This is a genomic window from Gordonia sp. (in: high G+C Gram-positive bacteria) (assembly GCF_047600385.1).
Lineage (GTDB): Bacteria > Actinomycetota > Actinomycetes > Mycobacteriales > Mycobacteriaceae > Gordonia.
Window position 1 is genome coordinate 261,427 of sequence record NZ_JASGKZ010000001.1, and the last position, 23,873, is coordinate 285,299.

Sequence of the window (23,873 nt, forward strand, 5' to 3'; positions counted from 1 at the left end):
TGATCATGGCCGCCTGAGAACATCGGCCCTGTTCACTGAGGTTCTGTTCAGGTTCTCCGCGCCGACCCGCACGCTGCGGCCGGGTCCGCGGCATCCCGCCGGACTCGATGCGGGCCGCACCCCTCACGGTGCGGTGGCGGCGAGTCCGGCGGCCAGGCCGAGCACCGTCGAGAGGAGCGCGGTCTCCACCACGGCCCGCCGGAGCGAGGTCTGTTCCGGAACGGCGTGCCGGGCGGCGGCCGGCACCCACGTACGACGATGCGCCGCGCCGAGCGCCGCCAGCACCGCCAGGGCGGCGATCTTCGCGAGCACCACCCGCCCGTATCCGGTGACGATCCAGCGATCGCTCAGGCCGAGTTCCCCGATCGCGGCGGGCAGTCCGGTCGCCACCACGAGCGCGGCGGCCAGGAGCGCGTACCGCGAGTACGCCGGGAGGCTCTCCGCCCATCCGCGTCGGCCCCGCACGCTCAACGCGAGCGCGGCGAGCGTCCCGGCCCACCAGGCCGCGGCGAGCGCGTGCACCCCGACCAGCAGCGGAGCCCAGGCCCCCGCGGCGGCGTGTCCGGCGGTGCTCACCGCGACGATGCCCAGCGCGGCGACCGCGGCCACCGCGATCTCGGGGGCGAACGGCCGCACCGTCCAGGCGAGCACCGCGAGGGCCCCCGCCACGCACACCAGCGGGCCGAGCCCGGAGGCCAGTCCGGGCCCCAGCGCCGCCGAGGACAGCCGGAACGGCCCCGTCCCGGCCCGCTCGGCCAGCTGCAGCCACGCCGCGATCAACGACGACGACGCCCACACCCCGGCCGTCACCGCGATCACCGCCCGCGAGGGCCGGGCCCGCATCGGTTCGAGCGATCCCAGGCCGAGCAGCAGGCACGCCGCCGCGAGCGCCACCCCGGACGGCCACGCCGAGAGCTCGGTGCCGCGCCCGCCGGTTCCCGGCAGCGCGACGAGGACGGTGCACAGCGCCAGTCCGGCGAGCACGCCGCCGGCCCCGGCCGCCACCGGCCACCGGGTGCGCTCCGGGCCGGAGGCCGTCCCGGACCTCACCGACCCGCGCTCAGGCTCCGCGGCGACGGATCACCGCGACCACCGCACCGGTCACGGCCAGCACCAGTGCGACGCCGATCAGCACCACCGCCCACACCGGCGTCGACGAGTCGTCGGCGAAGGCCGCGTCGGGCTCGGCGAGCTCCCCCGGCTGCCCGTCGCCGGCGACGGTGAGTTCGAACCTCCGCTGCCCGGTGACCGGGTGGCCGTCGGCCGAGGTGACGCGGAAGTTGATCTCGTAGGTCCCGGCCGGTCCGAGCCCGTTGACCGGCACCGAGACCTTGCTTCCCTCGACGGTCGGCTCGCCCTGCTGGTAGAGGCGGCCGTCGGGGCCCACCACCGTGAGGTAGGCGAACTCGGACCGCAGGTTCTCGTTGAAGGTCACCGAGACCACGCCGGGCGACCTGTCGACCTTCGCGCCGTCTTCGGGGCTGGAGCCGGTGGCTCCCGAGTGCGCCGCGGCGACACCGCCGAAGAAGGTGCCGAGCAGCAGGAGCGCCCCGGTCAGGGCGGCGGCGAGCAGTCGTACGGACGGGCGAAGGGTCATGCGCCCATCGTGCCAGGTGCGGCTACCGTAGAGCCGTGTCGGTCTACTCCCACGGCTTCGCCCGGATCTCTGCCGCTGTCCCCCTGCTCGCGCTCGCCGATCCCCGGCGCAACGCCGAACGCACCGTCGAGCTGATCCGCCGAGCCCACGACGCCGGTTCGGCGGTGGTCGCGTTCCCCGAGCTCGGCCTGTGCGGTTACAGCGTCGACGACCTGGTGCAGCAGGACGCCCTGCTCGACGCCGTGCGGGAGGCGCTCGAGGAGGTGACGGCGGACACCGCCGGACTGCGGCCGCTGGTGGCGGTCGGCGCGCCCCTGCGCGTCGACGACGCCCTGTTCAACTGCGCCGTGCTGATCCAGAACGGCCAGATCCTCGGCGTGACCCCGAAGAGCTATCTGCCGAACTACCGCGAGTTCTACGAGCAGCGGTACTTCGCCGCCGCCCGCGACGCGGTGGTCGACACGATCGTGCTCGGCGGCCGCGAGGTGCCGTTCGGGCCCGACCTGATCTTCACCGCGACCGACCTCCCCGGTCTCCGCGTGCACGCCGAGGTCTGCGAGGACGGCTGGGTGCCGATCCCGCCGAGCACCTGGGCGTCGCTGGCCGGTGCGACGGTCCTGCTGAACCTGTCGGGCAGCCCGGTGACGATCGGCAAGGAGGGGTACCGCGAAGCGCTGGTGACGGGGACGTCGGCCCGCTGTGTCGCCGCCCAGGTGTACGTGGCGTCCGGGTTCGGCGAGTCGACCACCGATCTGGCGTGGGACGGCGATGCGCTGATCGCCGAGAACGGCACGCTGCTGCAGCGCAGCGAGGCCTTCTCGATGGAGGCGCAGACGATCACCGCCGACGTCGACCTCGACCGGCTGCGCCAGGAACGCGCCCGCATGATCAGCCTGCGCGACCAGGTCGGCGACCACGCCGAGCGGGCCCGCCGGTTCCGCCGCATCGAGTTCACCCTCGGCGGCCTCGACGAACCGGACTCGGATCTGCGACGACTGGTCCCCCGCTTCCCGTTCGTCCCGGCGTCCGACGCCGACCGCGAACGACGCTGCCGCGAGGTGATGAACATCCAGGTCCAGGGGCTGGCGCAGCGACTGCGCGCGACCGGACTCGAACGCATCGTCATCGGCGTCTCGGGCGGCCTCGACTCCACCCTGGCGCTGCTGGTGGCGGTGGAGACCTTCGACCGGCTCGGTCTGCCGCGGACCGACATCCTCGCCTACACCATGCCGGGGTTCGCGACCGGCACCGCGACGCTCGCGCGCAGCCACGTCCTGATGGATTCGCTCGGCGTCACCGGCACCGAGCTCGACATCCGGCCGTCGTGCCTGCAGATGCTCACCGACCTGGGCCACCCGTTCGCCGACGGCGAGCCGGTCTACGACGTCACCTTCGAGAACGTGCAGGCCGGCGAGCGCACGTCGCACCTGTTCCGGCTGGCCAACCAGCGCGGCGGCATCGTGCTGGGCACCGGCGACCTGTCCGAGCTGGCGCTCGGCTGGTGCACGTACGGCGTCGGCGACCAGATGTCGCACTACAATGTCAACGGTTCGGTGCCCAAGTCGCTGATCCAGCACCAGATCCGGTGGATGATCTCGGCCGGTTCGTACCGGGACGACACCACCGCCGCGCTCCGCGAGATCCTCGACGACGTGATCAGTCCCGAACTGGTGCCCGCCGGCGCGGACGGCGCGGTCCAGTCCACCGAGGACGCCGTCGGCCCGTACGAGCTGCACGACTTCTTCCTCTACCACCTCACCCGGTTCGGCTACCGGCCGAGCAAGATCGCCTACCTCGCCGAACAGGCCTGGCGTGACAGGAGCACCGGACTGTGGCCCGCGATGATGTCCGACGACGAGCGCCACGAGTACGACGCCGCCACCATCCGGCACTGGCTCGAGGTGTTCCTCAAGCGGTTCATGTCGAGCCAGTTCAAGCGCACCGCGATGCCCAACGGCCCGAAGATCGGTTCGGGCGGCTCGCTCTCGCCGCGCGGCGACTGGCGGGCGCCCTCGGACGCGCCGTCGACCGCCTGGCTCGACGCCCTGGATTGAGTCAGCCCTGCGCCGCACGACGACGCCTGCGCGCCTCTTTATGCCGGTCGACCGGTGTCGTATCCAGGATCCGTTCGACCATCGTCTGCAGGAACCGGGCGGGATCGAGCGCCGCCGGGACCACGTCATGTCGCAGGATCACCGGGGGCGAGTCCGTGAAGAGCCCCAGCATCTCCTGCTCGATACCGGAGAAGGCCTCGACGTCGACTGCTTCCGTCTCCTTCGCAGGACCGGCCTCGACGATCGGTCCCTCTCCGCTGTCCGAGGCGTCCGGCACAGTCGCCAGTGCATCGTCGTACGAGATCATCAACAAACAGGTCGCATGGTAGGCGTCGTCTTCACGGCCCAGTTTCTGGAGTAGATCGATGAGCCATTCCGCGGTGTCCGGCTCCTTGGTGAGGATGTCCGACCGGAGCCCGAAGACGAAACCCAGCGCCGCGAGCGGATGCCGGAGGCGGAGATTCTTCGCGTCGCCGTACGATTCCTCGACCCGGTTCGCCGCGTTCTTCCCGTACGACGAGTCCATGCGCTTGGTCGAGACGAGCAGTTCGGGACCGGTGGCCCAATCCGACATCACCACATCGACCTGTTTCGTGTAGTTCTTGCCCAGGATGTTGGCACTCGACGCGGTCACCCCCGCGATCGACTTGCGTGCCAGCCGAGCCCGGAGCGCCTCGCGCTCCTGCTTCGGCAGTGCTGCGAGCAGGTTCGAGACGGCCGCGGGGAGGACTCGCGGCTCAGCGGCACGCGGCCAGGTCGAATCGGGGTCGAATCCGGCTCGGCGCAGTTCGTAGCTGATCCACACGTCGATGGCCAGAGCCGGCACACCCGACTGAGACTTGACCTTGAGCGCCAACGGCACACCGAGGAGACGGCACAACGTCGTGTAATCGGGCTGATACTCCAGCCTGCCGGCCACCTTCGACCACGGATCGGTGTGTCGACCGTCCGGTGCCGCATCGGCGACGATCCGATCGAACCCGATCCACGCGAGCTGTTTCATGCTGAGTTCAGCCACGACTTCGTCCCCGTTCCGTCCGCCTCTCCGCCATCGCGCGGCGTGCGCTCCGCACCGTGCTCAACTCGTCCGAACCGATCATCGCGTCGTCGAACAGGACCTCGTCCACCAGGTCGACCGCACGACCGAGGTCTCGCGCTTTCAGCGCGGCACTCACTCGCTTCCGGACGGCGCCGAGACGTTCCGCAGACGCCTCGGCCGTCGTCATCGACGGCAGCAGCCACAGATCCGCCTCCCGCGGTTCCATCTTCAAGACGCCCCCGCCGTATGAGCGCCCGACCAGCTCCGCGTGCAGCAGGGTCAGCGAGTTCAGACTCGCCAGCGGCAGGACCCGCCGCCCCAGGTCCCGAGCACCGTCGTGCAGGTAGACCCCGTGCACGGAGTTGAGGTGCCTCGCCCCGGCCGCATTGGTCGTGAGGCGTGGTGTGTCGGCGTTCATACAGGTGAGCAGCAGATCTGCCGGAGGAAGCAGCGGTACGCGGTACCACGGACTGCGCACCCGACATTTGTACGCCGAGTCGACACCCAGCGCCTCACCCGTATCGATGTATCGTTCCGCGGCCGGTGAGGGGTCCGGGCCGGGGGCGAAGAGTCGAGTGGACTTCCCCGCCCGACCGAGCTCGTCCAGCCCCTCGGCGGTGAGCGCCAGTCCGCGGAGATGAGCGCTCCCCGGTGGGGAGACCACGAGCAGGTCCTCCTCGACGAGTCCCTGTGCGGCCGCACGTTCCGGGGACATCGTGAAATACCGGTTGTTGCCGGTGACCATGCCCAGCGTGGTCTCGCCCCACTCCGTCAACGGTCCGAAGGCACCGGCCGCCTCGACCGAGGACAACGCGGCGAGCGCCTTCGGATCCACCAGACCACCGGTCCACTTCCCAGCGGGATCCGCCGGCACCCACGGACGGCCGCCCCCGGACTGCGCGAGCGCCTCCGTGTTGCGCACCGACCGGAGCACCGCATGGTCCGTCGGCCCCAGACCGAAGCCGTCGGCCAGCACCAGCACCACCTCGGTCTCCGCGTCGGGGAACACCTGCTCGTCGAACAACACCAGCTCGACAGAGGCGAAGCGATCGAAGAGGTACCGCCGGACCGGTCCGGCGTAGTTGACCGACATCAACTCCCCCGGCAGCACCAGCCCCAACCGTCCACCCGGCCGCAGGAACCGGGTCGCGTGCACCGTGAACGCGGCCCAGCTCGACGCCAGCCCGGACAACGCGACACCGGCGTGCAGAGCCGCTCGCTTCGCACGGGCCCGGGACTCCCCGGTGAAGTCCTGGAATCGGATGTACGGCGGGTTCCCGACCACGGCGTCGTATCCGGCGGTCGGTTCGACGGCGAAGAAGTCGTCGACGGTGATCACCGGGACGGCCCCGGCACCCCGCACCCGCGCGATCGCGGTCTCGGCGCTGGGCGCGTGGATCTCCACGCCGTGCACCTCGGGGTGTCCGCGTCCCGGATCCAGCGACCGGAGCCGCTGCGCCGCCGGAACCAGGAAGGCGGCCTCCCCGGCCGAGGGCTCGAGAACCAGGTCGGCCGGATTCCGCACGGCCCAGTCGACGATGAAATCCGCCACCTCGGCGGGGGTGAAGAACGCACCCCTCGTCTTGCGGCGCGTCGCGGTGTCGACAGGCACCGACTCTTCTCCGATCGCGGTCATGCCGTCGATGATCACACGCACCACCGACAGATCCGGTAAATCCGCAGGTCAGGGGCCTGATTCGGAGACAGCGTCATCGCCGCCGTCGCCGGAGTCCCCGTCGTCGGTCCTGCGACCGAGGTCGATCGGGAACTCCTTGATCGCGGCCTGCGCGACCGCCTCGCGGATCGCCGCATCCATCGCCGCCGCCGTCTCGGCGGCGGACTCGTCCGCGTCCACCGCGCGGGACAGCTCGCCGAGCTGCGCCTCGAAGGCGTGACACAGATCGAAGATGTCCGGGGTCAGGTCGGCGCAGGTCAGCAGGCCGACGTTCAACTTGTCGCCGGCCGAGAACACGGTGATGTTCAGGCCCAGGCCGTGGAAGATCGGCGCCAGCGGGTAGACCGCCTCCACCTTCGCGCCCAGGAAGTACATGTCGAACCGGGGGCCGGCCACGTTCGAGATCACCGTGTTGAAGATCGGCGGGTGCAGCACCGAGAGCCTGCGGTCGGCGTACAGCCGCATCAGGGCGCCCAGCGAATGCCCGGGGGCGAACTCGGCGAACGCGCGCAACAGGTTCGGCTCGACGTCCTCGTGGTGCTTCTTGGCCTGATTCGCGTAGACCTGCGCGACCCGGATCCGCTGCACCGGGTCCTCCACCGGCGTGGGCAGCCGGGTGAACATGCCGGTCACCTTGTTGGTTCCGGTGACGATGAGATCGGTCTCGTCGGACCCGCGCACCGAGACCGGCACCAGGCCCACCAGCGGCCGGTCCGGGAGTTCGTCGCGCACGGCGAGATAGTCGCGGAGCGCACCGCCGGTCATCGCGAGCACGACGTCGTTCATCTTGACCCCGTAGTGGTCCTTGACCCGCTTCACCTCGGCCAGCGGAAGCTGCGTGAGCGCGATGGACCGGCGCGGCGTCAGCGGGGCGTTGAACCGCGTCCGCGGCGCGTCGAAGGGCGCGGGCATGCCGTCGCCCGCCCGGATCCGCTTGATCCACTCCACCGGCACCGGCAGCGTCTTGGGGATCAGTTTGAGCGCGGCGATCGGCCGCTGGACGAAGAAGTTGAACGCGCCGCCGACGGCCATCTCCGCGCGCGGCGCCGCACCCGCCGTGATCGCCGCCTGCTCGGGGTCGAGCGGCGGCGGGTCCGCGCTCTCGGTGGCCAGGTCGCCGAGGAGGTCGGCGACCGTCGCGCCGTCGACCAGGGCGTGGTGCATTCGGAGCATGAAGGCGATGCGGCCGCCGGCCATGCCCTCCATCACCCACAGGTCCCAGAGCGGCTTCTTGCGGTCGAGCTGCTGACCGATCAGGTGACTGCACATCTGCGACACCTCTTCGATCCGGCCCGGCGACGGCACCGCGATCCGGTGGACGTGCCGCTCGATGCGGAAGTCGTCGTCCTCCACCCAGACCGGGTGGTCGACGTTGGTGAGCGAGTTCGTGATCCGGCGGCGCAGATACGGCAGGCCCACGACCCGGCGCGCCATCTCGGCGCGCACCTTCTCGAACGAGTAGCCGCCCGGGATCGTCGACGGATCGGCCTGCAGGATCGTCGCGACGTTCATCACCTGCGACGAGGTCTCCAGATAGAGAAACGACGCGTCCAGTCCGCTCAGACGTTCCATCCGACACTCTCCCTCTGTTCGGGCCCGATCCCTCGCACACCCCGCGGCACACGCCCCTCGATTCACTCTAGACCTGGGACGGAGGCCCCCGAGGGACAAGCGTCCGACGACCCCGGCGTCGCCGGAGGTGATCCGGAGCCGAACCTACGCCTCCGTAACGTCGGCCGGGGATCCGACGATGAACCCGATGACAGCGACCCGTGACTAAGGTCGCCAATCCTGGCCGAGGGACTTGGGAGCACCCCGAGGTTCACGTAGCCTGGAGACAGTAAGCCCTGCTGACCCTGACCCGGCGCCGGCGGGAGAGCCCCGATAACCAAGAGGAATCACCGATGGCACGTGCACTCACGCAACTCGAGCTTCTGCAGGAGCTGGAGCCTGCCGCTGAGCGGGAGGTCAACCGGCATCTGAAGGTGGCACGCGACTGGAATCCGCACGACTACGTGCCGTGGGACGAGGGCCGCGACTACGCCGAACTGGGCGGCAAGGACTACGAGCCGGAGCAGTCGCAGCTCAGCGACGTCGCCAAGGCCGCCATGATCACCAACCTGCTGACCGAGGACAACCTGCCCTCGTACCACCGGGTGATCGCCGACAACTTCTCGATGGACTCGGCGTGGGGCCACTGGGTCGGTCGCTGGACCGCCGAGGAGAACCGCCACGGCATCGTGATGCGCGACTACCTGGTGGTGACCCGCGGCGTGGATCCGGTGGCCCTCGAAGAGGCCCGGATGATCCACATGACCAACGGCTACGACCCGATGCTCGCCGCGGCCGGCCGCACCGACGAGCTCGAGGAGTACGCCGACGAGCTGGGCATCCTGCACTCGGTCGCGTACGTGACCTTCCAGGAGCTGGCCACCCGCGTCAGCCACCGGAACACCGGCAAGGCCTGCGGCGACCCGATCGCCGACAAGATGCTGCAGCGCATCGCGGCCGACGAGAACCTGCACATGATGTTCTACCGCAACATCTGCGGCGCGGGCCTCGACCTGGCTCCCGACCAGACCCTGCGGGCCGTGACCGACATCGTCACCAACTTCCAGATGCCCGGCGCCGGCATGCCGAACTTCCGCCGCCACGGCGTGCTGATGGCCAAGCACGGCATCTACGACCTGCGTCAGCACCTCGACGAGGTCGTCATGCCGGTCCTGAAGAAGTGGAACATCTTCGGCCGCGACGACTTCAGCCCCGAGGGCGAGAAGACCCGCGACGAGCTGGCCGCCTTCCTGGAGCAGCTCGACAAGGACGCGTCCCGCTTCGAGGAGATGCGCGACCGCGCCCTGGCCCGTGAAGCAGCCAAGGCCGCCAAGGCCAAGCAGGCCTCCTGAGCCGAGCGAGATCCCGCTGACGCTCGACACCACCGCGTCGCCGGCGCCCCCGACCACCGGGGGCGCCGGTTCCGTGCATCCAGAATCCGTACCTCCCGAACCGGCCTCCGCCCCGCTCGGCGCCTCCGCCGCGCTCCGGATCGGTTCCCTCGAACTGGCCAGTCCCGTGGTCCTGGCGCCGATGGCCGGCGTCACCAACGTCGCCTTCCGGATGCTGTGCCGCGAGCAGGAATTGGCCCGCACCGGCACGGTGTCCGGTCTCTACGTGTGCGAGATGGTCACCGCCCGCGCCCTCTACGAGCGGCACCCGGTCACCATGCACATGACCACCTTCGACCCGTCGGAGACGCCGCGCTCGATGCAGCTGTACACCGTGGACCCGGAGTACACCTACAAGGCCGCGAAGATGATCGTCGACGAGGGTCTGGCCGACCACATCGACATGAACTTCGGCTGCCCGGTCCCCAAGGTGACCCGGCGCGGCGGCGGCTCGGCGATCCCCTACAAGCGGCGCCTGTTCCGCAACATCGTCGCCGCCGCGGTCAAGGCCACCGAGGGCACCGACATCCCGGTGACCGTCAAGTTCCGGATCGGGATCGACGACGAGCACCACACCCACCTGGACGCCGGCCGGATCGCCGCCGGGGAGGGCGCGGCGGCCGTCGCGCTGCACGCGCGCACGGCTTCGCAGCGCTACTCCGGCACCGCGCAGTGGGACGAGATCGCCCGGCTCAAGGAACACGTGACCGAGGTGCCGGTCCTGGGCAACGGCGACATCTTCGAACCCGACGACGCCGTCGCCATGATGGCGCGGACCGGGTGCGACGGCGTGGTGATCGGCCGCGGGTGCCTGGGACGTCCCTGGCTGTTCGCCGAACTCTCCGCGAAGCTCCGCGGCCTGCCCGCTCCCCCCTCCCCGAATCTGGGCGAGGTGGTGCAGATCATGTACCGCCACGGAGAACTCCTCAGCGCACACCACGGCGAGGGCAAGGGCATGCGGGAGATCCGCAAGCACGTCGCCTGGTATCTCCGCGGATTCCCCGCCGGGTCGGACATCCGGTCGCAGCTCTCGCTGGTCGAGACACTCGCCGACCTGCGCGCGCTGCTCTCCGGGCTGCCGGCCGACGCCCCGTTCCCCCGGGACGGCCACGGCCCGCGGGGCAGGCAGGGCACCCCCGCACAGGTCGCACTGCCCGAGGGGTGGCTCGACGATCCCGAGGAGGACATCGTTCCCGACGGCGCCGAGATCATGCATTCCGGCGGATGATCCCGAGTCACTGAGAAAGCTCTCAGTTCTGAGAGACTAGGATGTTCCCAGTTCGAGCAAAGGTGCAGACCACGTGACTTCAGACCAGCCCGGTGCGACGCAGCCGGACGGCCCGTCCGGGCCTGTCCGGCGGTCTCGGCGCGCCGGGCGGACGTCGGAGTCGTACGACTTCCGGTCCCGGTTCGGCGATCCCGAGGTCTCCGAACGGCACGACGGACTCCACGAGCCCGCCCGCCGTGAGAAGAAGGTTCCGGGCCGGGAACGGCTGACCGTCCGCGAACTCATGGAGCAGGTCGCCACCGGCAGCTCGCACCCGGGGAGCACGGCGCCGCCTGCACACCAGGCCCCGCCGCAGAAGCCCGCCGTGCCGCCTGCCGCGAAGCAGCAGGCACCGGCCGCTCCCCCCGCTCCTGCACCCCCGCAGGCTCCCTCTCCGCAGGCCGCACCCACGCGGGTCATGGAACAGCAGTCGGCTCCGTCGTCGACGCAGGACGCCCCCGCGCCGAAGCCCCCGCAGCAGCAGGCTCCGCAACCGCAGGCTCCGCAGCAGCCGACGACGCCCCCGGCGCCGCAGGCTCCTCAGGCGTCCCCGCGGACCACCCCGACCGCACCGGTCCCATCGGCTCCCCAGACGCAGGTCTCCCCGCCGTCGAGCCCCGCACCGTCGACTCCCCCGCAGACCCCGCAGAGCGGGGCTCCGCAGAGTCAGGCTCCCCAAGGCGGGGCTCCTCAAGGTCAGGCTCCGCAGGGTGCGGCTCCGCAGAGTCAGCCCCAGCCGGGACAGACCGCCAAGCGCGAGCCGGGTCGACCTCCTCGACCCCCTCGTCCGGTGCTGCCGCCCGTCCCGCAGCCTCCGAGCACCCGTCCGGGACGAGGCGACACCGGAGCACACACCCGGCCCGCACCGGCTCCGGGCCCCGCCCAGACCTCGGGCGCTCCCGCACCGGGACAGCAGACGCCCGGTCCGCAGGCACCCGGACCGCAGACCTCCGCCCCCGGGCCCCAGGCTCCGGGAGCGCCGGGCACCCCGGGTCCCGGTCCGCAGAACCAGGGACCCCAGAACCAGGGACCGCAGGCAGCCGGTCCGCAGGGCCCGGACGCGGCGGGGCCCGCCGGTCCGACGACGGCGATGCCGCATTTCCCGCCGAGCGACCCCACCGTCGACCTGTCGGTACCGGGGATCGAACGCCTCCCGCAGGACGAGTACCGCGCTCCGGCGGCACCCGCTGCTCCGACCGAGTCCGCGGTGGAGAGCCTCCTCGACGAGATCCCCCCTGCCGAGACGTCCGCGCCCTCGGTCGGCGACCGTCTCCGGCGGTTGAATCGTCCGCTGGAGCCGACGCCCGACCTCACCGGCGCCCTCGAACTGGTCAAGGCCGAGCGCAAGCGCAAGATCACCACCGGCGGCAAGCAGTTCAAGCAGGTCGCCGCGCAGAACGCGGGCCGCGTCATCGTCGCGCTGGTCTGCGTCCTGACGCTGGTCGGCACCGGCTACGCCTGGAGCATCCAGCGCAGCTGGAACGCCAGTTGGACCACCACCGTCGCCATCGACAAGAACGATCCGAACGTCCGCGATCGCGCAGCCCAGCACGGTGACGAGACCTACCTGATCGTCGGCACCGACTCCCGCTCCGGCAAGAACGGCAAGATCGGCGGCGGTGATTCGACGACGATCGAAGGCGCCCGCGCCGACACGATCCTCATGGTCAGCATCCCCGCCGACCGCAGTCGCGTGGTGGCCGTGTCGTGGCCGCGCGACCTCGCGGTGGACCGGCCCGACTGCAAGGAGTGGGATTTCGGAACCGGCGAGTACGGCACCGATCTGGCCGGCGCCTCCGGGGTCAAACTCAACGGCGTGTACGCCGAGGGCGGACCGCAGTGCCTGGTGAAGACCCTGACTCAGATGAGCGGCCTGGAGATCAACCACTTCATCGCGATGGACTTCGAGGGTTTCGAGAAGGTCGTCAACCAGATCGGCGGCGTCCAGGTGTGCTCCAAGGTGCCGCTCTACGACTACGAACTCGGCTACATCCTGAAGAAGCCCGGAAGCAAGAATCTGACCGGCCGGAAGGCCCTCAACTACGTGCGCGCCCGGAACATCTCGACGGAGGGCAACGGCGACTACGGCCGCATCAAGCGACAGCAGTTGTTCATGTCGTCGCTGCTGCGGTCGGCGCTCTCGAGCGACGTGATGTCCAATCCGGCCAAGCTGAACCGGATCGTCAAGACCTTCATCGAATACAGCACCGTCGACCGGGTCGACACCAACTCGCTGATCGAACTCGCCGAGTCGATGCAGGAGGTGGACGCGGGCCGCGTCACCTTCGTCACCATCCCGACCGCGGGCACCTCGACCGACGGCTTGAACAACGAGCTCCCGCGCACCGACGACGTCGACGCGCTCTTCACCGCCATCATCGACGACAAGCCGTTGCCCGGTGAGAAGAAGGAGAAGCCGAAGCCGAAGGCCGACGACGCTCCCGATCCGAGCCCGGCGCCCCCCGAGCCGAAGGAACCGGCCACCCCCGGCCAGACCGAGGCCACCGCACAGCACCCGTCGAACGTGACCGTGCGCGTCCTCAACGGTTCCGGCGAGTCCGGGGTGGCCACCGAGGTGATGAACGCGCTGATCGGCGACGAGTTCACCGTTCCCGGTGTCGCCGACGCCTCGAACAAGCGTGTCGACACCGTCGTCCGCTACGGCCCCGGGGAGAAGGATTCGGCGGCCACCATCGCCAAGATGTTCCCGGGTGCGCGGATCCAGCAGGACCGCAACGTGAAGGCCGGCGTGGAGATCATCCTCGGCTCGGACTTCGGCGGCATGTCGTCGATCGCCGACGCCCCGTCGCCGGGCAGCACCCTGACCGTCGGGCAGCTCCCCAAGGCCAACACCAACACCGATCTCCCGAACGATCTCGCGGTGACCAACGCCGGCGACACGACCTGCAGCTGACCTGCACGAGTACGGTCGGACACTGTTCACACCGGCTTCACCCGGAGGTCGGTTCGAGGGCCCTGGTCGAACGTACGATTAGCTCCATGCGTGACGCTTACCAGGAGCAGATGGCAGCGCTGAACTCGCTGCTCGGGGAAATGTGTGAAACCGTCGGACACGAGATGGAACGGGCCACCCACGCCCTTCTCGAAGCCGATCTCGAACTGGCCGAGCAGGTGATCTCCGACCACGACTCGCTCACCCAGCGTTCCGCCGAGGCCGAGGAGATGGCCTTCGAGCTCCTCGCCCTGCAGGCTCCCGTCGCCGGTGATCTGCGCAGCATTGTCGGCGGATTCCAGCTGGTCGCCGAGATCGACCGGATGGGGGCGCTGGCCCTGCACGTCGCCAAGATCGCGCGCCGTCGTCACCCCTTCCGGGTGCTGCCGGACGAGGTGGCCGGCTATTTCGTCGAGATGGGCCGCCTGGCCGTCGAACTCGCGGGCAACGCACGCCGCGTCCTGGCGAGCCAGAACCACGAGGACGCCCTCGCCCTCATGGACGACGACGACGCCATGGACGACCTCCACCGTCACCTGTTCACCGTCATGATGGATCGCGACTGGGAGCACGGCGTCGCCTCCGCCGTCGACGTCACCCTGCTCGGCCGATACTACGAGCGCTACGCCGACCACGCCGTCTCGATCGGCCGCCGGGTCGTGTTCCAGGCCACCGGCAAGACCCCCGAACAGCTCCAGGAAGCCGGCTGACACGCACGCTGAGCGCTGAAGGACGCCCGTCGGATCATCGCGATCCGGCGGGCGTCTCGTGTCTGGCCGGTGCGGCTTCGACACGGCCTCGTCACGTCGTTCCCCACCCGGCTCGGTCGGCGGGGCGGGGATCCTCTCCGAACCGTGTGCCGAGTGCCGCCGGAGGCCGGGGACGACGCCGATGCAGAAGGCCTCGACGGTGCTCCGTCGAGGCCTTCGCCTTCGCAGTCCCCCCGCCGTGCGAGGGGAACCGTGGTCTCAGCCGAAGCGCCCCGAGATGTAGTCCTCGGTCTCCTTGCGCGTCGGGTTCTGGAAGATGTCGGCGGTGGCGCCGACCTCGATCAGTTCGCCGGGCTTGCCGGTGGCGGCCAGGTTGAAGAACGCCGTCTGGTCGCTCACTCGCGCGGCCTGCTGCATGTTGTGGGTGACGATCACGATCGTGTACTGCGACTTCAGCTCGTTGATCAGGTCCTCGATCGCCAGGGTCGAGATCGGGTCGAGCGCCGAGCAGGGCTCGTCCATCAGCAGCACCTGCGGCGACACCGCGATGGCGCGGGCGATGCACAGTCGCTGCTGCTGACCGCCGGACAGCGCCGCGCCGGGCTTGTTGAGGCGGTCCTTCACCTCGTCCCACAGGTTGGCGCCGCGCAGGCTGGTCTCGGCCACCTCGTCGAGCCTGGCCTTGTCGCGGACGCCGGCCAGCTTGAGACCGGCGACGACGTTGTCGCGGATCGACATGGTCGGGAACGGGTTCGGGCGCTGGAAGACCATGCCGACCGTGGTGCGGACGCCGACCGGGTCGACGTTCTTGCCGTACAGGTCGAGGTCGTCGAGCAGGACCTGCCCGGTGGTGTACGCGCCGGGGGTCACCTCGTGCATGCGGTTGAGGGTGCGCAGCACGGTGGACTTGCCGCAGCCGGACGGGCCGATGAAGGCGGTGACCGTCTTCGGGGCGATGTTCAGCGAGACGTCCTTCACGGCGTGGAAGTCGCCGTAGAAGATGTTCAGATCGTTCAGGGTGAGGCTCTTGGCCATGGTTCGAGTCTTTCTTCTCGGTGCTGTCGGCTAGCGGTCGGTCTTGGTGCCGGTGAACCGGGCCAGGATCCGCGCCCCGACGTAGACCACGGCCACCAGGACGACGAGCGTGAGCGCCGCACCCCAGACGGTGTCGTAGCCGGAGGGGCCGCTGTTGTAGTTCTGGAGCATCATCAGCGGCAGGGTCTGCTGGTTGCCCTCGAAGGGGTTCCAGTTGGTGGCGCGGGTGGCGCCCACCAGGATCAGCACCGGAGCGGACTCGCCCATCACGCGGGCCACCGCCAGCATGACGCCGGTGATGATGCCGCCCATCGCGGTCGGCAGCACCACGCGCAGGATCGTCTTCCATTTCGGGACGCCCAGCGCGTACGACGCCTCGCGCAGCTCGTGCGGCACGATCTTGAGCATCTCCTCGGTGGACCGCACCACCAGCGGCACCATCAGCAGCACCAGGGCGAGGGCGACGACGAAACCCGAACGGGGCAGGTCGAGCGTGGTCCGCCACACCGCGAAGACGAACAGCGCCGCCACGATCGACGGGACGCCGGACAGGACGTCCACCATGAAGGTGGTGATCTTGACCAGTCGGCTGTTCTGGTCGGCGTACTCGATCAGCAGGATCGCCACCAGGACGCCCAGCGGCACCGAGATCACGGCCGCGACGGCGGTCTGGATCAGCGTGCCGATGATGGCGTTGGCCGCGCCGCCGAAGCGTTCGGCCGACAGCCACCAGTCCGGATCCAGGATCGGCCCGATACCGCGGGCCACCAGGGTCCAGACCAGCCAGCCGAGCGGCAGGACGGCCAGGGCCACCGACGCGGTGACCAGCACCCGTGCGGTGCCGTCGGCGAGCTTGCGACGCGGCGAAGCCGTCGTGAGATGTTCCAGTCCGCTCGGTGCGGCCGGTTCAGTGGTCGTCGAGGTCATCTCAGGCCCCCTTCCGGGCGATCACCGCACGCGCCGCGGCGTTCACGATGAAGGTGAGGACGAAGAGCACCAGGCCGGCCGAGATGTACGCGCCGGTCTTGGCCGGGGTGTCGAACTCGGAGGCGTTGTTCGCGATGACGGTCGCGAAGGTCTGCCCGCTCTCCATGAGGTTGAAGTTGATCGGTCCGACGGTCGAGATGATGAGCAGCAGCGCCATCGTCTCGCCGAGGGCGCGTCCCAGGCCGAGCATGGAACCGCTGATGTAGCCGGAGAAGCCGAAGGGCATCACCGCGGTCTTGACCACTTCCCACTTGGTGGCGCCGAGGGCCAGTGCGGCCTCGCGCTGGGCGACCGGGGTCTTGGAGAACACCTCGCGGGTCACCGCGGTGATCACCGGGAGGATCATCACCGCGAGCACGATGCCCGCCGTCAGCAGGGTGCCGCCGGTGGACATGTTCGCGGCGTTCTCCGGCGGCCGGAAGAACGGCAGCCAGCCGAAGTGGTCCACCAGCCACTGGTTGATGCCGACCATCGCCGGGCCGAGGACCAGGATGCCCCACAGGCCGTAGACGATCGACGGCACCGCGGCCAGCAGATCCACCACGTAGGTGATCGGACCGGCGATCCGCGGCTTGGCGTACTCGGTCACGAAGATCGCGATGCCCAGGGCCACCGGCATGGCGATGACCAGTGCGATCACCGAGACCAGCACCGTGGCGTAGAACTGGGCCGGGACGCCGAACTTCAGTTCCCCGCCGGACACCACCCAGGTGCCGGTGTAGGTGAAGAAGTTCGCATTGTTCTTCAGCAACGACGGGATCGCCGTGATCAGCAGGAACACCGCGATCAGGCCGATCGCCGCCGAGACCAGCAGTCCCGATCCGGTGGCGAGGCCGTGCATCACCTGGTCGCCCAGGCGCGACACCGATCTCAGTGCGCCGGACTCCGGCGTCGCGGGGGTGCCCGGAGTCCGCTCCGGGCGCGGTGCGGTGTCGGCCGTCGTGCTCACCGGCGGTCCCGTCGTCGTATCCGGGGTGCTCACAACGCGTCGATCGTGCTTCGGAGCGTGGTGGCGTAGGCGGCGGGCAGCGGGACGAAGCCGAGGGCGTCGAGGCCTTCCTGACCCTTGTCGAGGATCGTGCCGAACGACGTCTTGACGGCCTCGGCGGTCTTCTCGTCGGAGTAGCCGGCCGAGCAGACCACCGAGTAGGGGGTCAGCAGCAGCGGGTAGGCGCCGGGCTTGGAGAGCGAGTACAGCGCGTCGGTGTCGACGACGAGGTCCTTGCTGCCCGGGGTCTTGAACTTGACGCCGTCGAGCGCACCGGCCGCGGAGGCCGCGGTGAGTTCCACGGGCCCGGCACCGAAGTCGATGTTCGCCACACCCAGCTTGTTCTCGGTGGCGAAGCCCCACTCGACGTAGGTGATCGCGCCCGCGGTCTTCTTCACGGTGTCACCGACGCCGGTCGACTTGGTGGCGCCGGAACCGCCCTTGCCCGCCCACTCCTTGCTCGGCTCGTACGGCCAGTCCTTCGGGGCGGCGTTCTTGAGGAATTTGGTGAAGTTGTCGGTGGTGCCCGAGCTGTCCGAGCGGTGGACCGGCACGATCGCGGTGTCCGGCAGCTTGACGCCCGGGTTCTGCGCGGCGATCTTCGGATCGTTCCACTTGGCGATCTTCGAGTCGAAGATCTGGGCGAGGGTGGCGGCGTTCAGGTTCAGCTTCGCCACACCGGGGAGGTTGTAGGCGACGGCGACCGGGCCGATCACCATCGGGAGGTGCCAGGCGTCGTTGCCGCCGCAGCGCTCCTTGGCCTGAGCGATCTCCTCGCCCTTCAGCGGGGAGTCGGTGCCGGCGAAGTCGACGTCGCCCTGCAGGAACTTCTTGACGCCCGCACCCGAGCCGGAGCCGGTGTAGTCCAGGACGGCGCCGCCGTCGTCGGTCAGGATGTCGGCGAAGTGGGTCATCGCCTTCTGCTGGGCGGTCGAGCCCTCACCGGTGATCGTGGTGGAGGAGGAACCGGAACCGCAGGCGGACAGCACCAGACCTGCGGTGACGACCGCGGTGGCCGCGAAGGTCGTGCGGCGGGCGGCGGAGGAGAGAGTCGCGGACATGCGAGTGAAGGCCTTTCGATTGCTTCGTCAACAAGGCGAAGCTATCGATGTCCGATGAGCCCGAATCGGCCGCGAGATGACGCGAATGCGAACAACGTCCAGCACAGAGACAAACCCCCAGGTGGGACGTGTCACACCTGGGGGGTCGGCCCGGTATGTCCGGGATCAGCGATAGGCGGCGTCCACCGCGTACCGGGTGAATCCGAGACGACGGTAGGTCGCGAGCGCGGCGGCGTTGTCGCCCTCCACGTACAACTGCACCCGGCCGAGACCGGTGTCGGCCAGGTGATGCAGTCCGGCGAGGGTGAGGAGGTTCCCGAGCCCGCGGCCCTGCGCCGCCGGATCGACGGCCACCACGTACACCTCGCCGAGCGGCGCCCCGCCGGTCTCGGCCTCCGGGTGCACCTTGGTCCAGTGGAAACCGAGGAGCCGCCCCCGTCCGCCGAACCGTCGCCCGCGGCGGCCGCCGAGGCGTCGAACGCGAGGATCAGGCCCGCCGGGTCGAACCAGTCCGCGCCGGTGCGGTCGTCGATCTGCTGCTGCGTCCAGCCGCCCTGTTCCGGATGCCACGCGAAGGCGGCGTTGTTCACGCGCAGGATCTCCGCGTCGTCGGCCGGTCCGGCGTACGTCCGGACGACGACGTCGTCGCGCGCGGGCACCGGCGGCAGCGGGATCGCGGCCGGCGCGGTCGGGGCCAGGGCTCGCCGCAGCTGCAGCAGTTCCCGGACCCGTTCGAGTTCGAGGTTGGCGGCCAGTCCGGCGGCCCCCGCCAGGTCGCCGTGCGCCCAGAGCGACGGCGCGCCCTCGCCCGCCTCCCGGCCCGCGGCCAGGGCGGCCGCGACGAGTCGTGCGCCCTCGCCGCGCCCGCGATGCTCCGGGTCCACCGCGGCCTCCACCGACGCCGCTCCCCCGGCGGGCGGTACGACGATCCCGGCGTACCCGTGCGCGGAGAGGACGTGCAGCGAGTCCGGCGCGGTGAGGGCGAGCCGGAACTGTTCGGAGAGCGGCGACACCTCGTCGTACTGTTCGGCGCGGGCGACGAGGGCCAGAACGGCGGCGAGGTCGTCGGCGGGCAGAGCGCCGCGGACGGTGCGGAGAGCGGAAGTAGCGGTCACCCGATCCAGGCTAGTCTCCGGGCCCGGTCTCGGTGAGCCCCCGTATCACCTCGGGCGAAACCCGCCGATCGGGCGGTCGACGGAGTCGTGTTCAGCCCGCGGTCTCGGTGAGGTCGCCGTCGTCGTCGGGGTGGTCGGAGCCGCCGTCACGCGAACGGGCCGGCCGGACGGCCTTGTAGCCGACGTTGCGGACGGTGCCGATCAGGGCCTCGTGGTCGCTGCCGAGTTTGGCGCGGAGTCGTCGGACGTGGACGTCGACCGTGCGGGTGCCGCCGAAGAAGTCGTAACCCCAGACCTCGTGCAGGAGCTGAGCGCGAGTGAAGACGCGGCCGGCGTTCTGGGCCAGGAACTTGAGGAGCTCGAACTCCTTGTAGGTCAGGTCGATGGGCTTGCCGCGGAGCCGGGCGGTGTAGGTGGCCTCGTCGATCACCAGCTCGCCGAGGGTCACGCGGTCGTCCGGCTCGTCGTTGCCCGACGCACCGCGGGCGACCAGCAGACGCAGCCGGGCATCGAGCTCGGCGGGTCCGGTCTCGGGAAGCAGGAAATCGTCGATCCCCCAGTCGGCGGTGATGGCCACCAGTCCGCCCTCGGTGAGCACCGCCGAGAGTCGTGCACGCCCCCCGGTGAGCAGTCGGCACAGGCCGCGGGCCCCCGCGAGGTCACGGCGGGCGTCGACCAGGATCACCTCGGCGTCGCCCAGTTCGGTCAGCGAGGACGTCTCGGCCGGCAGCGTGCGCACGCGGTGCGGCAGCAGGGAGAGAGAAGGGAGAACGGCGTCTGCGGATTCTTCAGCGGTCAACAACAACAGGTCCACTGAGCACTCCTCATCGTAGAGGTGGCCAAGATGGGCTGCCGATCGACGCTGGTCGCAGCTCCTTGCACGTGAATGACAGAATAGCGTCAATGACGTCATCCACCCGCATCGCAGATGTAACCCGGATCCGGCGGCCGCTGGCCGTGACGGTCGCCGTCGTCGCATCGATGCTGGTCGTCGCGTTGCTCACGGATCTCGTCACGGCATCTCGTGCGGAGAGTCGACTTGCTCACGCCGTGCAGGCCTCCCCCTCGGTCACCTACGAACCCGAGGTGATGCTCAACGGCTTCCCGTTCCTCACGCGCGCCGGCCGCGGCGACTTCCCGATGATCCATCTCAGCGCCCGCGGCGTCACCGCGCCGGGCTGCGCCGATCGCGGCCGCTGCACCGTCGACGTCGACGCGCGCCTGTACGACGCCGAGCTCGGTGACGTCTGGTCCACGACCCCGTCGTCGCCGATACGGTTTCAGCGGCTGGAGGCGCAGACCCGCGTCGACTCGGTGAACCTCGGGCGGCTGATGAACATCGTCGACCTCTACATCAACACCCCCGCGCCCGAGGGGAGGATCGGCGGCGGCGGACCCGGCGACGGACTGCTCGAACGCACCGAGGGGATCATGCTGAGCGGCACCGTGCCGCTGCCCGGTTCCCCCGCCCGCGACGGAAAGTATCCGCCGTCGGCGTCGGAATACCGCCATCCGAAGGTCAAGGTGAGCGTCTCGGCGCGGGTCTCGGTGGTCGACGGCCGCGTCCGGATCGACGCCGTCGACCTCTACACCGGACCCGAGGAACACTTCTCCGACGACGTGCCGGAGGAGTTTCGATCACACGTATTTAAACTCTTCTCAATCACTCTGCCGCCGCTGCCGACGGCCTGGGACACCCCGGTGACCAGCGCGTTGTCCCGGGGAAGCGACCTGGTGCTGATCGGTGAGCGACCCGGCGGCACCGTGGAGCCGCGCGCGTTCTGATCCGGCCCTCCTCCGCGGCGGTAGCGTCGTCACCAGTTCCCGGCCGGGGTACATGGGGTACCCGCCAGGCGTGAGGGATCACCGAAAGGATCTACACACATGGCACGTGAGGATGTGCTGGTCAGCGCCGAATGGGCTGAGCAGAACCTGAACGCCGACAAGGTGGTGTTCGTCGAGGTCGACGAAGACACCTCGATCTACGATCTGAACCACATCCCGGGCGCCGTGCGCCTGGACTGGCGCAAGGACCTGCAGGATCCGGTGCGCCGCGACTTCCTGGACCAGGACGCTTTCGGCAAGCTGCTCAGCGAGCGCGGCATCGCCAACGACGACACCGTGATCCTCTACGGCGGCAACAACAACTGGTTCGCCGCGTACGCCTACTGGTACTTCAAGACCTACGGCCACGCCGACGTGAAGCTGCTCGACGGCGGCCGCAAGAAGTGGGAGCTCGACGGCCGCCCGCTGAACGGCGAGACCGTGACCCGCGAGGCCACCACCTACGTCGCCCAGCCCGCCGACACCTCGATCCGCGCGTTCCGCGACGAGGTCGTCGACGCGATCGGCAACAAGAACCTGGTCGACGTCCGCAGCCCCGACGAGTTCGCCGGCCGCATCTCGGCCCCGGCGCACCTCCCGCAGGAGCAGGCGCAGCAGCGCGGCCACGTCCCCGGCGCGATCAACATCCCGTGGTCGACCACCGCCAACGAGGACGGCACCTTCAAGAGCGACGACGAGCTCACCGCGCTGTACGCGGAGAAGGGCTTCGACGACGACAAGGAGACCATCGCCTACTGCCGTATCGGCGAGCGTTCGAGCCACACCTGGTTCGTGCTGCAGGAGATCCTGGGTAAGAAGAACGTCAAGAACTACGACGGCAGCTGGGTCGAGTACGGCTCGCTGGTCGGCGTTCCGATCGAGATCTGAGTGAGGAAGTAACCACCATGTGTGCAGCCCCCAAGCAGGGTCAGACCATTCCGGCCGGCGTCGACGTCGAGAAGGAGACGGTGCTGACCGGTCAGGTCGTCGACGGCGAGGGCACCCCGGTGGCCGGCGCCTTCGTGCGCCTGCTCGACGCCTCCGGCGAGTTCACCGCCGAGGTGGTCGCCTCGGCCACCGGCGACTTCCGGTTCTTCGCCGCTCCCGGCAGCTGGACGCTCCGCGCGCTCAGCTCGCAGGGCAACGGCCAGACCGAGGCCGCTCCGGAGGCCCCCGGCGTCCACGAGTACACGGTGACCGTCGCCAAGTGACCTTCACCGGCTGAACTCCTCGCCGGTCGAGTGTTGCTCTCGCCGGTCGAGCCCTCCTCGCCGGTCGAGCGAAGTCGAGACCCGAGAACCCCGATCCGCACCCCGCGGGTCGGGGTTCTCCGCATCTCCGGGCCTGCTCAGTCGGGCCGCGCCCGCCGGATCACCTCGGGCGGCAGCGCCCACTCGTCGCGCCCGAGCCGCGCGACCGGGCGGAGCCGCTCGAACACGGGATGCCCGCCGTCCAGGACGTCCTCGTCGATCGAGAAGGCCACCACCTCGCCGAACACCACGGTCGACCCGGCGAACTCCACGGTGTCGTGCAATCGGCATTCCAGGGCGGCCGGGGCCTCGGCGACGTACCCCGGATTCACGACGACGCCGGGCGCCATGACGACCCCGGCCCGCTCCGCCTCGTCGACCTCGGGCCCGAACGTCGCACTCGTCGCATTGGCCGCGTCGACCGACTCCTCGTCGACCAGACTCACCGTGAACTCCCCGGTGGCCCGGATGTTGCGCAGCGTGTCCTTGACTCCGATCGAGGTGAACGCGAGGACAGGCGGCCGCACCGAGGCCACCGTGAAGAACGAGTGCGGCGCCAGGTTCCCCACTCCGTCGGCGTCCACCGTCGCGACCCAGGCGATCGGCCGCGGCACCACGAGCGCCGTCAGCAGGGCGTAGGAGTTCACATCGTCGTCGCCCGGCCGCAGCACCCGTCGTCCACTCACGCCGGCCACCGTACCCGGGGAGGGTCGTTCCCGATTCCCTGCATGACCCCGGCTCCTCCCCGGTACGTTCGGCGACATGCGGATGCGCACCTACTCGGTCGACGCTCGACCGGGCCGGAGCGTGACGGTGACGGATTTCGAGGACTCGATCAGGGTCGACGTCGACGGCACCGTCGCAGTCGTGACCCGGATCGGGAAGCAGTCGGGCCGCGGCGACGCGCCGATCGGCTCCTCGGACACGACCGCACCGACCATCACGTTCGACGGTGCCGAGGTGTCGCTGCGGCGGCGCGGAAAGCGGAATCCGTTCCGTAGGGCACGGGGGTACGCGGTACGAGTCGAGGAGGTGGAGTACACCTTCGTACCGCGCACCATGATCGAATCAGTGCTGTACAAGGGCGAGACGGCGTTGACGCGACTACGACGGCCCCCGGGCGACGGGCGTGTCCGGTTCCGCGATCCCCACGCCGACACCACTTCCGACCTCGAATGCGCGCTCGCCGTCGCCCTCGCCGCCGCTGTCGGGTGCGGAGGACCCGGTTTCCTCGCCCAGCTCGGGCGTGCCGCCGTCGAGTTGTCGATCATCTGGTGGACGTGAGTGGGATGAGCCATAGCTCAGGGGACCGACTCTGAGGATTCTCAGCTACGCGGTATCATCAGGCCGTGGTCATTTTCTTCGAGGTACTGCTG

20 protein-coding genes and 1 pseudogene are annotated in these 23,873 nt (G+C 69.8%); 9 read left to right on the forward strand and 12 right to left on the reverse strand.

The window, feature by feature from the left end; translation table 11 throughout:
• Nucleotides 1–123 precede the first annotated feature (123 nt).
• Both QM809_RS01170 and QM809_RS01175 read right to left on the reverse strand, forming a co-directional pair.
• Nucleotides 124–1,050: a CopD family protein gene (locus QM809_RS01170; RefSeq protein WP_415044017.1), complete on the reverse strand. Its 927-nt coding sequence runs from the start codon at nt 1,048–1,050 to the stop codon at nt 124–126.
• 10 nt (nt 1,051–1,060) lie between these two features.
• Complete coding sequence (locus tag QM809_RS01175) at nt 1,061–1,597, reverse strand: copper resistance CopC family protein (RefSeq protein ID WP_415044018.1); 537 nt, start codon at nt 1,595–1,597, stop codon at nt 1,061–1,063.
• A 35-nt stretch (nt 1,598–1,632) separates the two neighbouring features.
• Here QM809_RS01175 and QM809_RS01180 point away from each other — a divergent pair, with 35 nt between their 5' ends.
• Entirely contained in the window at nt 1,633–3,651 is a 2,019-nt protein-coding gene (locus QM809_RS01180; protein ID WP_415044019.1) for an NAD(+) synthase, read from the forward strand.
• A gap of 1 nt (nt 3,652) precedes the next feature.
• Here QM809_RS01180 and QM809_RS01185 read toward each other — a convergent pair whose 3' ends face one another.
• Genes QM809_RS01185 through QM809_RS01195 form a run of 3 tightly spaced genes read right to left on the reverse strand, consistent with a single transcriptional unit; the run spans nt 3,653 to nt 7,937 of the window.
• The gene (locus QM809_RS01185; RefSeq protein WP_415046980.1) at nt 3,653–4,654 is read right to left on the reverse strand and encodes a hypothetical protein; all 1,002 of its coding nucleotides are present in this window, start codon (nt 4,652–4,654) and stop codon (nt 3,653–3,655) included.
• Nucleotides 4,655–4,661: 7 nt separating this feature from the next.
• On the reverse strand, nt 4,662–6,326 hold the full coding sequence (locus QM809_RS01190) for an HsdM family class I SAM-dependent methyltransferase (protein ID WP_415044020.1): 1,665 nt from the start codon (nt 6,324–6,326) through the stop codon (nt 4,662–4,664).
• A 48-nt stretch (nt 6,327–6,374) separates the two neighbouring features.
• Complete coding sequence (locus QM809_RS01195) at nt 6,375–7,937, reverse strand: WS/DGAT/MGAT family O-acyltransferase (RefSeq protein WP_415044021.1); 1,563 nt, start codon at nt 7,935–7,937, stop codon at nt 6,375–6,377.
• A gap of 332 nt (nt 7,938–8,269) precedes the next feature.
• Between QM809_RS01195 and QM809_RS01200 the strand changes: the two genes are divergently transcribed.
• The 4 genes from QM809_RS01200 to phoU all read left to right on the forward strand — a co-directional run bounded on the left by QM809_RS01200 (nt 8,270) and on the right by phoU (nt 14,237).
• Nucleotides 8,270–9,268, forward strand: a complete 999-nt coding sequence (locus QM809_RS01200; protein WP_415044022.1) for an acyl-ACP desaturase — start codon at nt 8,270–8,272, stop codon at nt 9,266–9,268.
• Between the two features lie 73 nt (nt 9,269–9,341).
• On the forward strand, nt 9,342–10,535 hold the full coding sequence (gene dusB, locus QM809_RS01205) for a tRNA dihydrouridine synthase DusB (RefSeq protein ID WP_415044023.1): 1,194 nt from the start codon (nt 9,342–9,344) through the stop codon (nt 10,533–10,535).
• 73 nt (nt 10,536–10,608) lie between these two features.
• A complete protein-coding gene (locus tag QM809_RS01210) occupies nt 10,609–13,488 on the forward strand; it encodes an LCP family protein (RefSeq protein WP_415044024.1) in 2,880 nt (959 codons plus the stop codon).
• 86 nt (nt 13,489–13,574) lie between these two features.
• Nucleotides 13,575–14,237: a phosphate signaling complex protein PhoU gene (gene phoU / locus QM809_RS01215; protein ID WP_415044025.1), complete on the forward strand. Its 663-nt coding sequence runs from the start codon at nt 13,575–13,577 to the stop codon at nt 14,235–14,237.
• Nucleotides 14,238–14,495: 258 nt separating this feature from the next.
• Here phoU and pstB read toward each other — a convergent pair whose 3' ends face one another.
• The 6 genes and pseudogenes from pstB to QM809_RS01245 all read right to left on the reverse strand — a co-directional run bounded on the left by pstB (nt 14,496) and on the right by QM809_RS01245 (nt 20,237).
• Complete coding sequence (pstB, locus tag QM809_RS01220; RefSeq protein ID WP_415044026.1) at nt 14,496–15,272, reverse strand: phosphate ABC transporter ATP-binding protein PstB; 777 nt, start codon at nt 15,270–15,272, stop codon at nt 14,496–14,498.
• Nucleotides 15,273–15,302: 30 nt separating this feature from the next.
• A complete protein-coding gene (gene pstA / locus QM809_RS01225; protein ID WP_415044027.1) occupies nt 15,303–16,199 on the reverse strand; it encodes a phosphate ABC transporter permease PstA in 897 nt (298 codons plus the stop codon).
• Nucleotide 16,200: 1 nt separating this feature from the next.
• Nucleotides 16,201–17,208, reverse strand: a complete 1,008-nt coding sequence (pstC, locus tag QM809_RS01230; RefSeq protein WP_415044028.1) for a phosphate ABC transporter permease subunit PstC — start codon at nt 17,206–17,208, stop codon at nt 16,201–16,203.
• A 29-nt stretch (nt 17,209–17,237) separates the two neighbouring features.
• Nucleotides 17,238–18,308, reverse strand: coding sequence for a phosphate ABC transporter substrate-binding protein PstS (gene pstS / locus QM809_RS01235; RefSeq protein ID WP_415044029.1), 1,071 nt, complete (start codon nt 18,306–18,308; stop codon nt 17,238–17,240).
• Nucleotides 18,309–18,473: 165 nt separating this feature from the next.
• Nucleotides 18,474–19,384, reverse strand: a pseudogene (gene mshD / locus QM809_RS01240) (mycothiol synthase).
• Nucleotides 19,385–19,514: 130 nt separating this feature from the next.
• Complete coding sequence (locus tag QM809_RS01245; RefSeq protein WP_415044030.1) at nt 19,515–20,237, reverse strand: winged helix-turn-helix domain-containing protein; 723 nt, start codon at nt 20,235–20,237, stop codon at nt 19,515–19,517.
• 89 nt (nt 20,238–20,326) lie between these two features.
• On the opposite strand from QM809_RS01245, the gene QM809_RS01250 reads away from it, so the two are divergent.
• From QM809_RS01250 to QM809_RS01260, 3 genes are all read left to right on the forward strand, one after another.
• Entirely contained in the window at nt 20,327–21,208 is an 882-nt protein-coding gene (locus QM809_RS01250) for a DUF2993 domain-containing protein (RefSeq protein WP_415044032.1), read from the forward strand.
• A 99-nt stretch (nt 21,209–21,307) separates the two neighbouring features.
• Nucleotides 21,308–22,135, forward strand: coding sequence for a sulfurtransferase (locus QM809_RS01255; RefSeq protein ID WP_415044033.1), 828 nt, complete (start codon nt 21,308–21,310; stop codon nt 22,133–22,135).
• Between the two features lie 17 nt (nt 22,136–22,152).
• On the forward strand, nt 22,153–22,458 hold the full coding sequence (locus tag QM809_RS01260) for a DUF1416 domain-containing protein (protein WP_415044034.1): 306 nt from the start codon (nt 22,153–22,155) through the stop codon (nt 22,456–22,458).
• A 137-nt stretch (nt 22,459–22,595) separates the two neighbouring features.
• On the opposite strand, the gene QM809_RS01265 is transcribed toward QM809_RS01260, so the two are convergent.
• Complete coding sequence (locus QM809_RS01265) at nt 22,596–23,183, reverse strand: flavin reductase family protein (protein ID WP_415044035.1); 588 nt, start codon at nt 23,181–23,183, stop codon at nt 22,596–22,598.
• Nucleotides 23,184–23,259: 76 nt separating this feature from the next.
• Here QM809_RS01265 and QM809_RS01270 point away from each other — a divergent pair, with 76 nt between their 5' ends.
• Nucleotides 23,260–23,781, forward strand: a complete 522-nt coding sequence (locus tag QM809_RS01270) for a hypothetical protein (RefSeq protein ID WP_415044036.1) — start codon at nt 23,260–23,262, stop codon at nt 23,779–23,781.
• Nucleotides 23,782–23,873: the final 92 nt, after the last annotated feature.

Excerpts from the sequence above, each read along its gene's own strand:
- pstB (WP_415044026.1), bottom strand. The coding sequence starts at position 15,272 with ATGGCCAAGAGCCTCACCCTGAACGATCTGAACATCTTCTACGGCGAC.
- pstA (WP_415044027.1), bottom strand. The coding sequence starts at position 16,199 with ATGACCTCGACGACCACTGAACCGGCCGCACCGAGCGGACTGGAACAT.
- phoU (WP_415044025.1), top strand. The coding sequence starts at position 13,575 with ATGCGTGACGCTTACCAGGAGCAGATGGCAGCGCTGAACTCGCTGCTC.
- QM809_RS01250 (WP_415044032.1), top strand. The coding sequence starts at position 20,327 with ATGACGTCATCCACCCGCATCGCAGATGTAACCCGGATCCGGCGGCCG.
- QM809_RS01260 (WP_415044034.1), top strand. The coding sequence starts at position 22,153 with ATGTGTGCAGCCCCCAAGCAGGGTCAGACCATTCCGGCCGGCGTCGAC.
- QM809_RS01195 (WP_415044021.1), bottom strand. The coding sequence starts at position 7,937 with ATGGAACGTCTGAGCGGACTGGACGCGTCGTTTCTCTATCTGGAGACC.
- QM809_RS01185 (WP_415046980.1), bottom strand. The coding sequence starts at position 4,654 with ATGAAACAGCTCGCGTGGATCGGGTTCGATCGGATCGTCGCCGATGCG.
- QM809_RS01255 (WP_415044033.1), top strand. The coding sequence starts at position 21,308 with ATGGCACGTGAGGATGTGCTGGTCAGCGCCGAATGGGCTGAGCAGAAC.
- QM809_RS01200 (WP_415044022.1), top strand. The coding sequence starts at position 8,270 with ATGGCACGTGCACTCACGCAACTCGAGCTTCTGCAGGAGCTGGAGCCT.
- QM809_RS01175 (WP_415044018.1), bottom strand. The coding sequence starts at position 1,597 with ATGACCCTTCGCCCGTCCGTACGACTGCTCGCCGCCGCCCTGACCGGG.
- pstS (WP_415044029.1), bottom strand. The coding sequence starts at position 18,308 with ATGTCCGCGACTCTCTCCTCCGCCGCCCGCCGCACGACCTTCGCGGCC.
- QM809_RS01190 (WP_415044020.1), bottom strand. The coding sequence starts at position 6,326 with ATGACCGCGATCGGAGAAGAGTCGGTGCCTGTCGACACCGCGACGCGC.
- QM809_RS01270 (WP_415044036.1), top strand. The coding sequence starts at position 23,260 with ATGCGGATGCGCACCTACTCGGTCGACGCTCGACCGGGCCGGAGCGTG.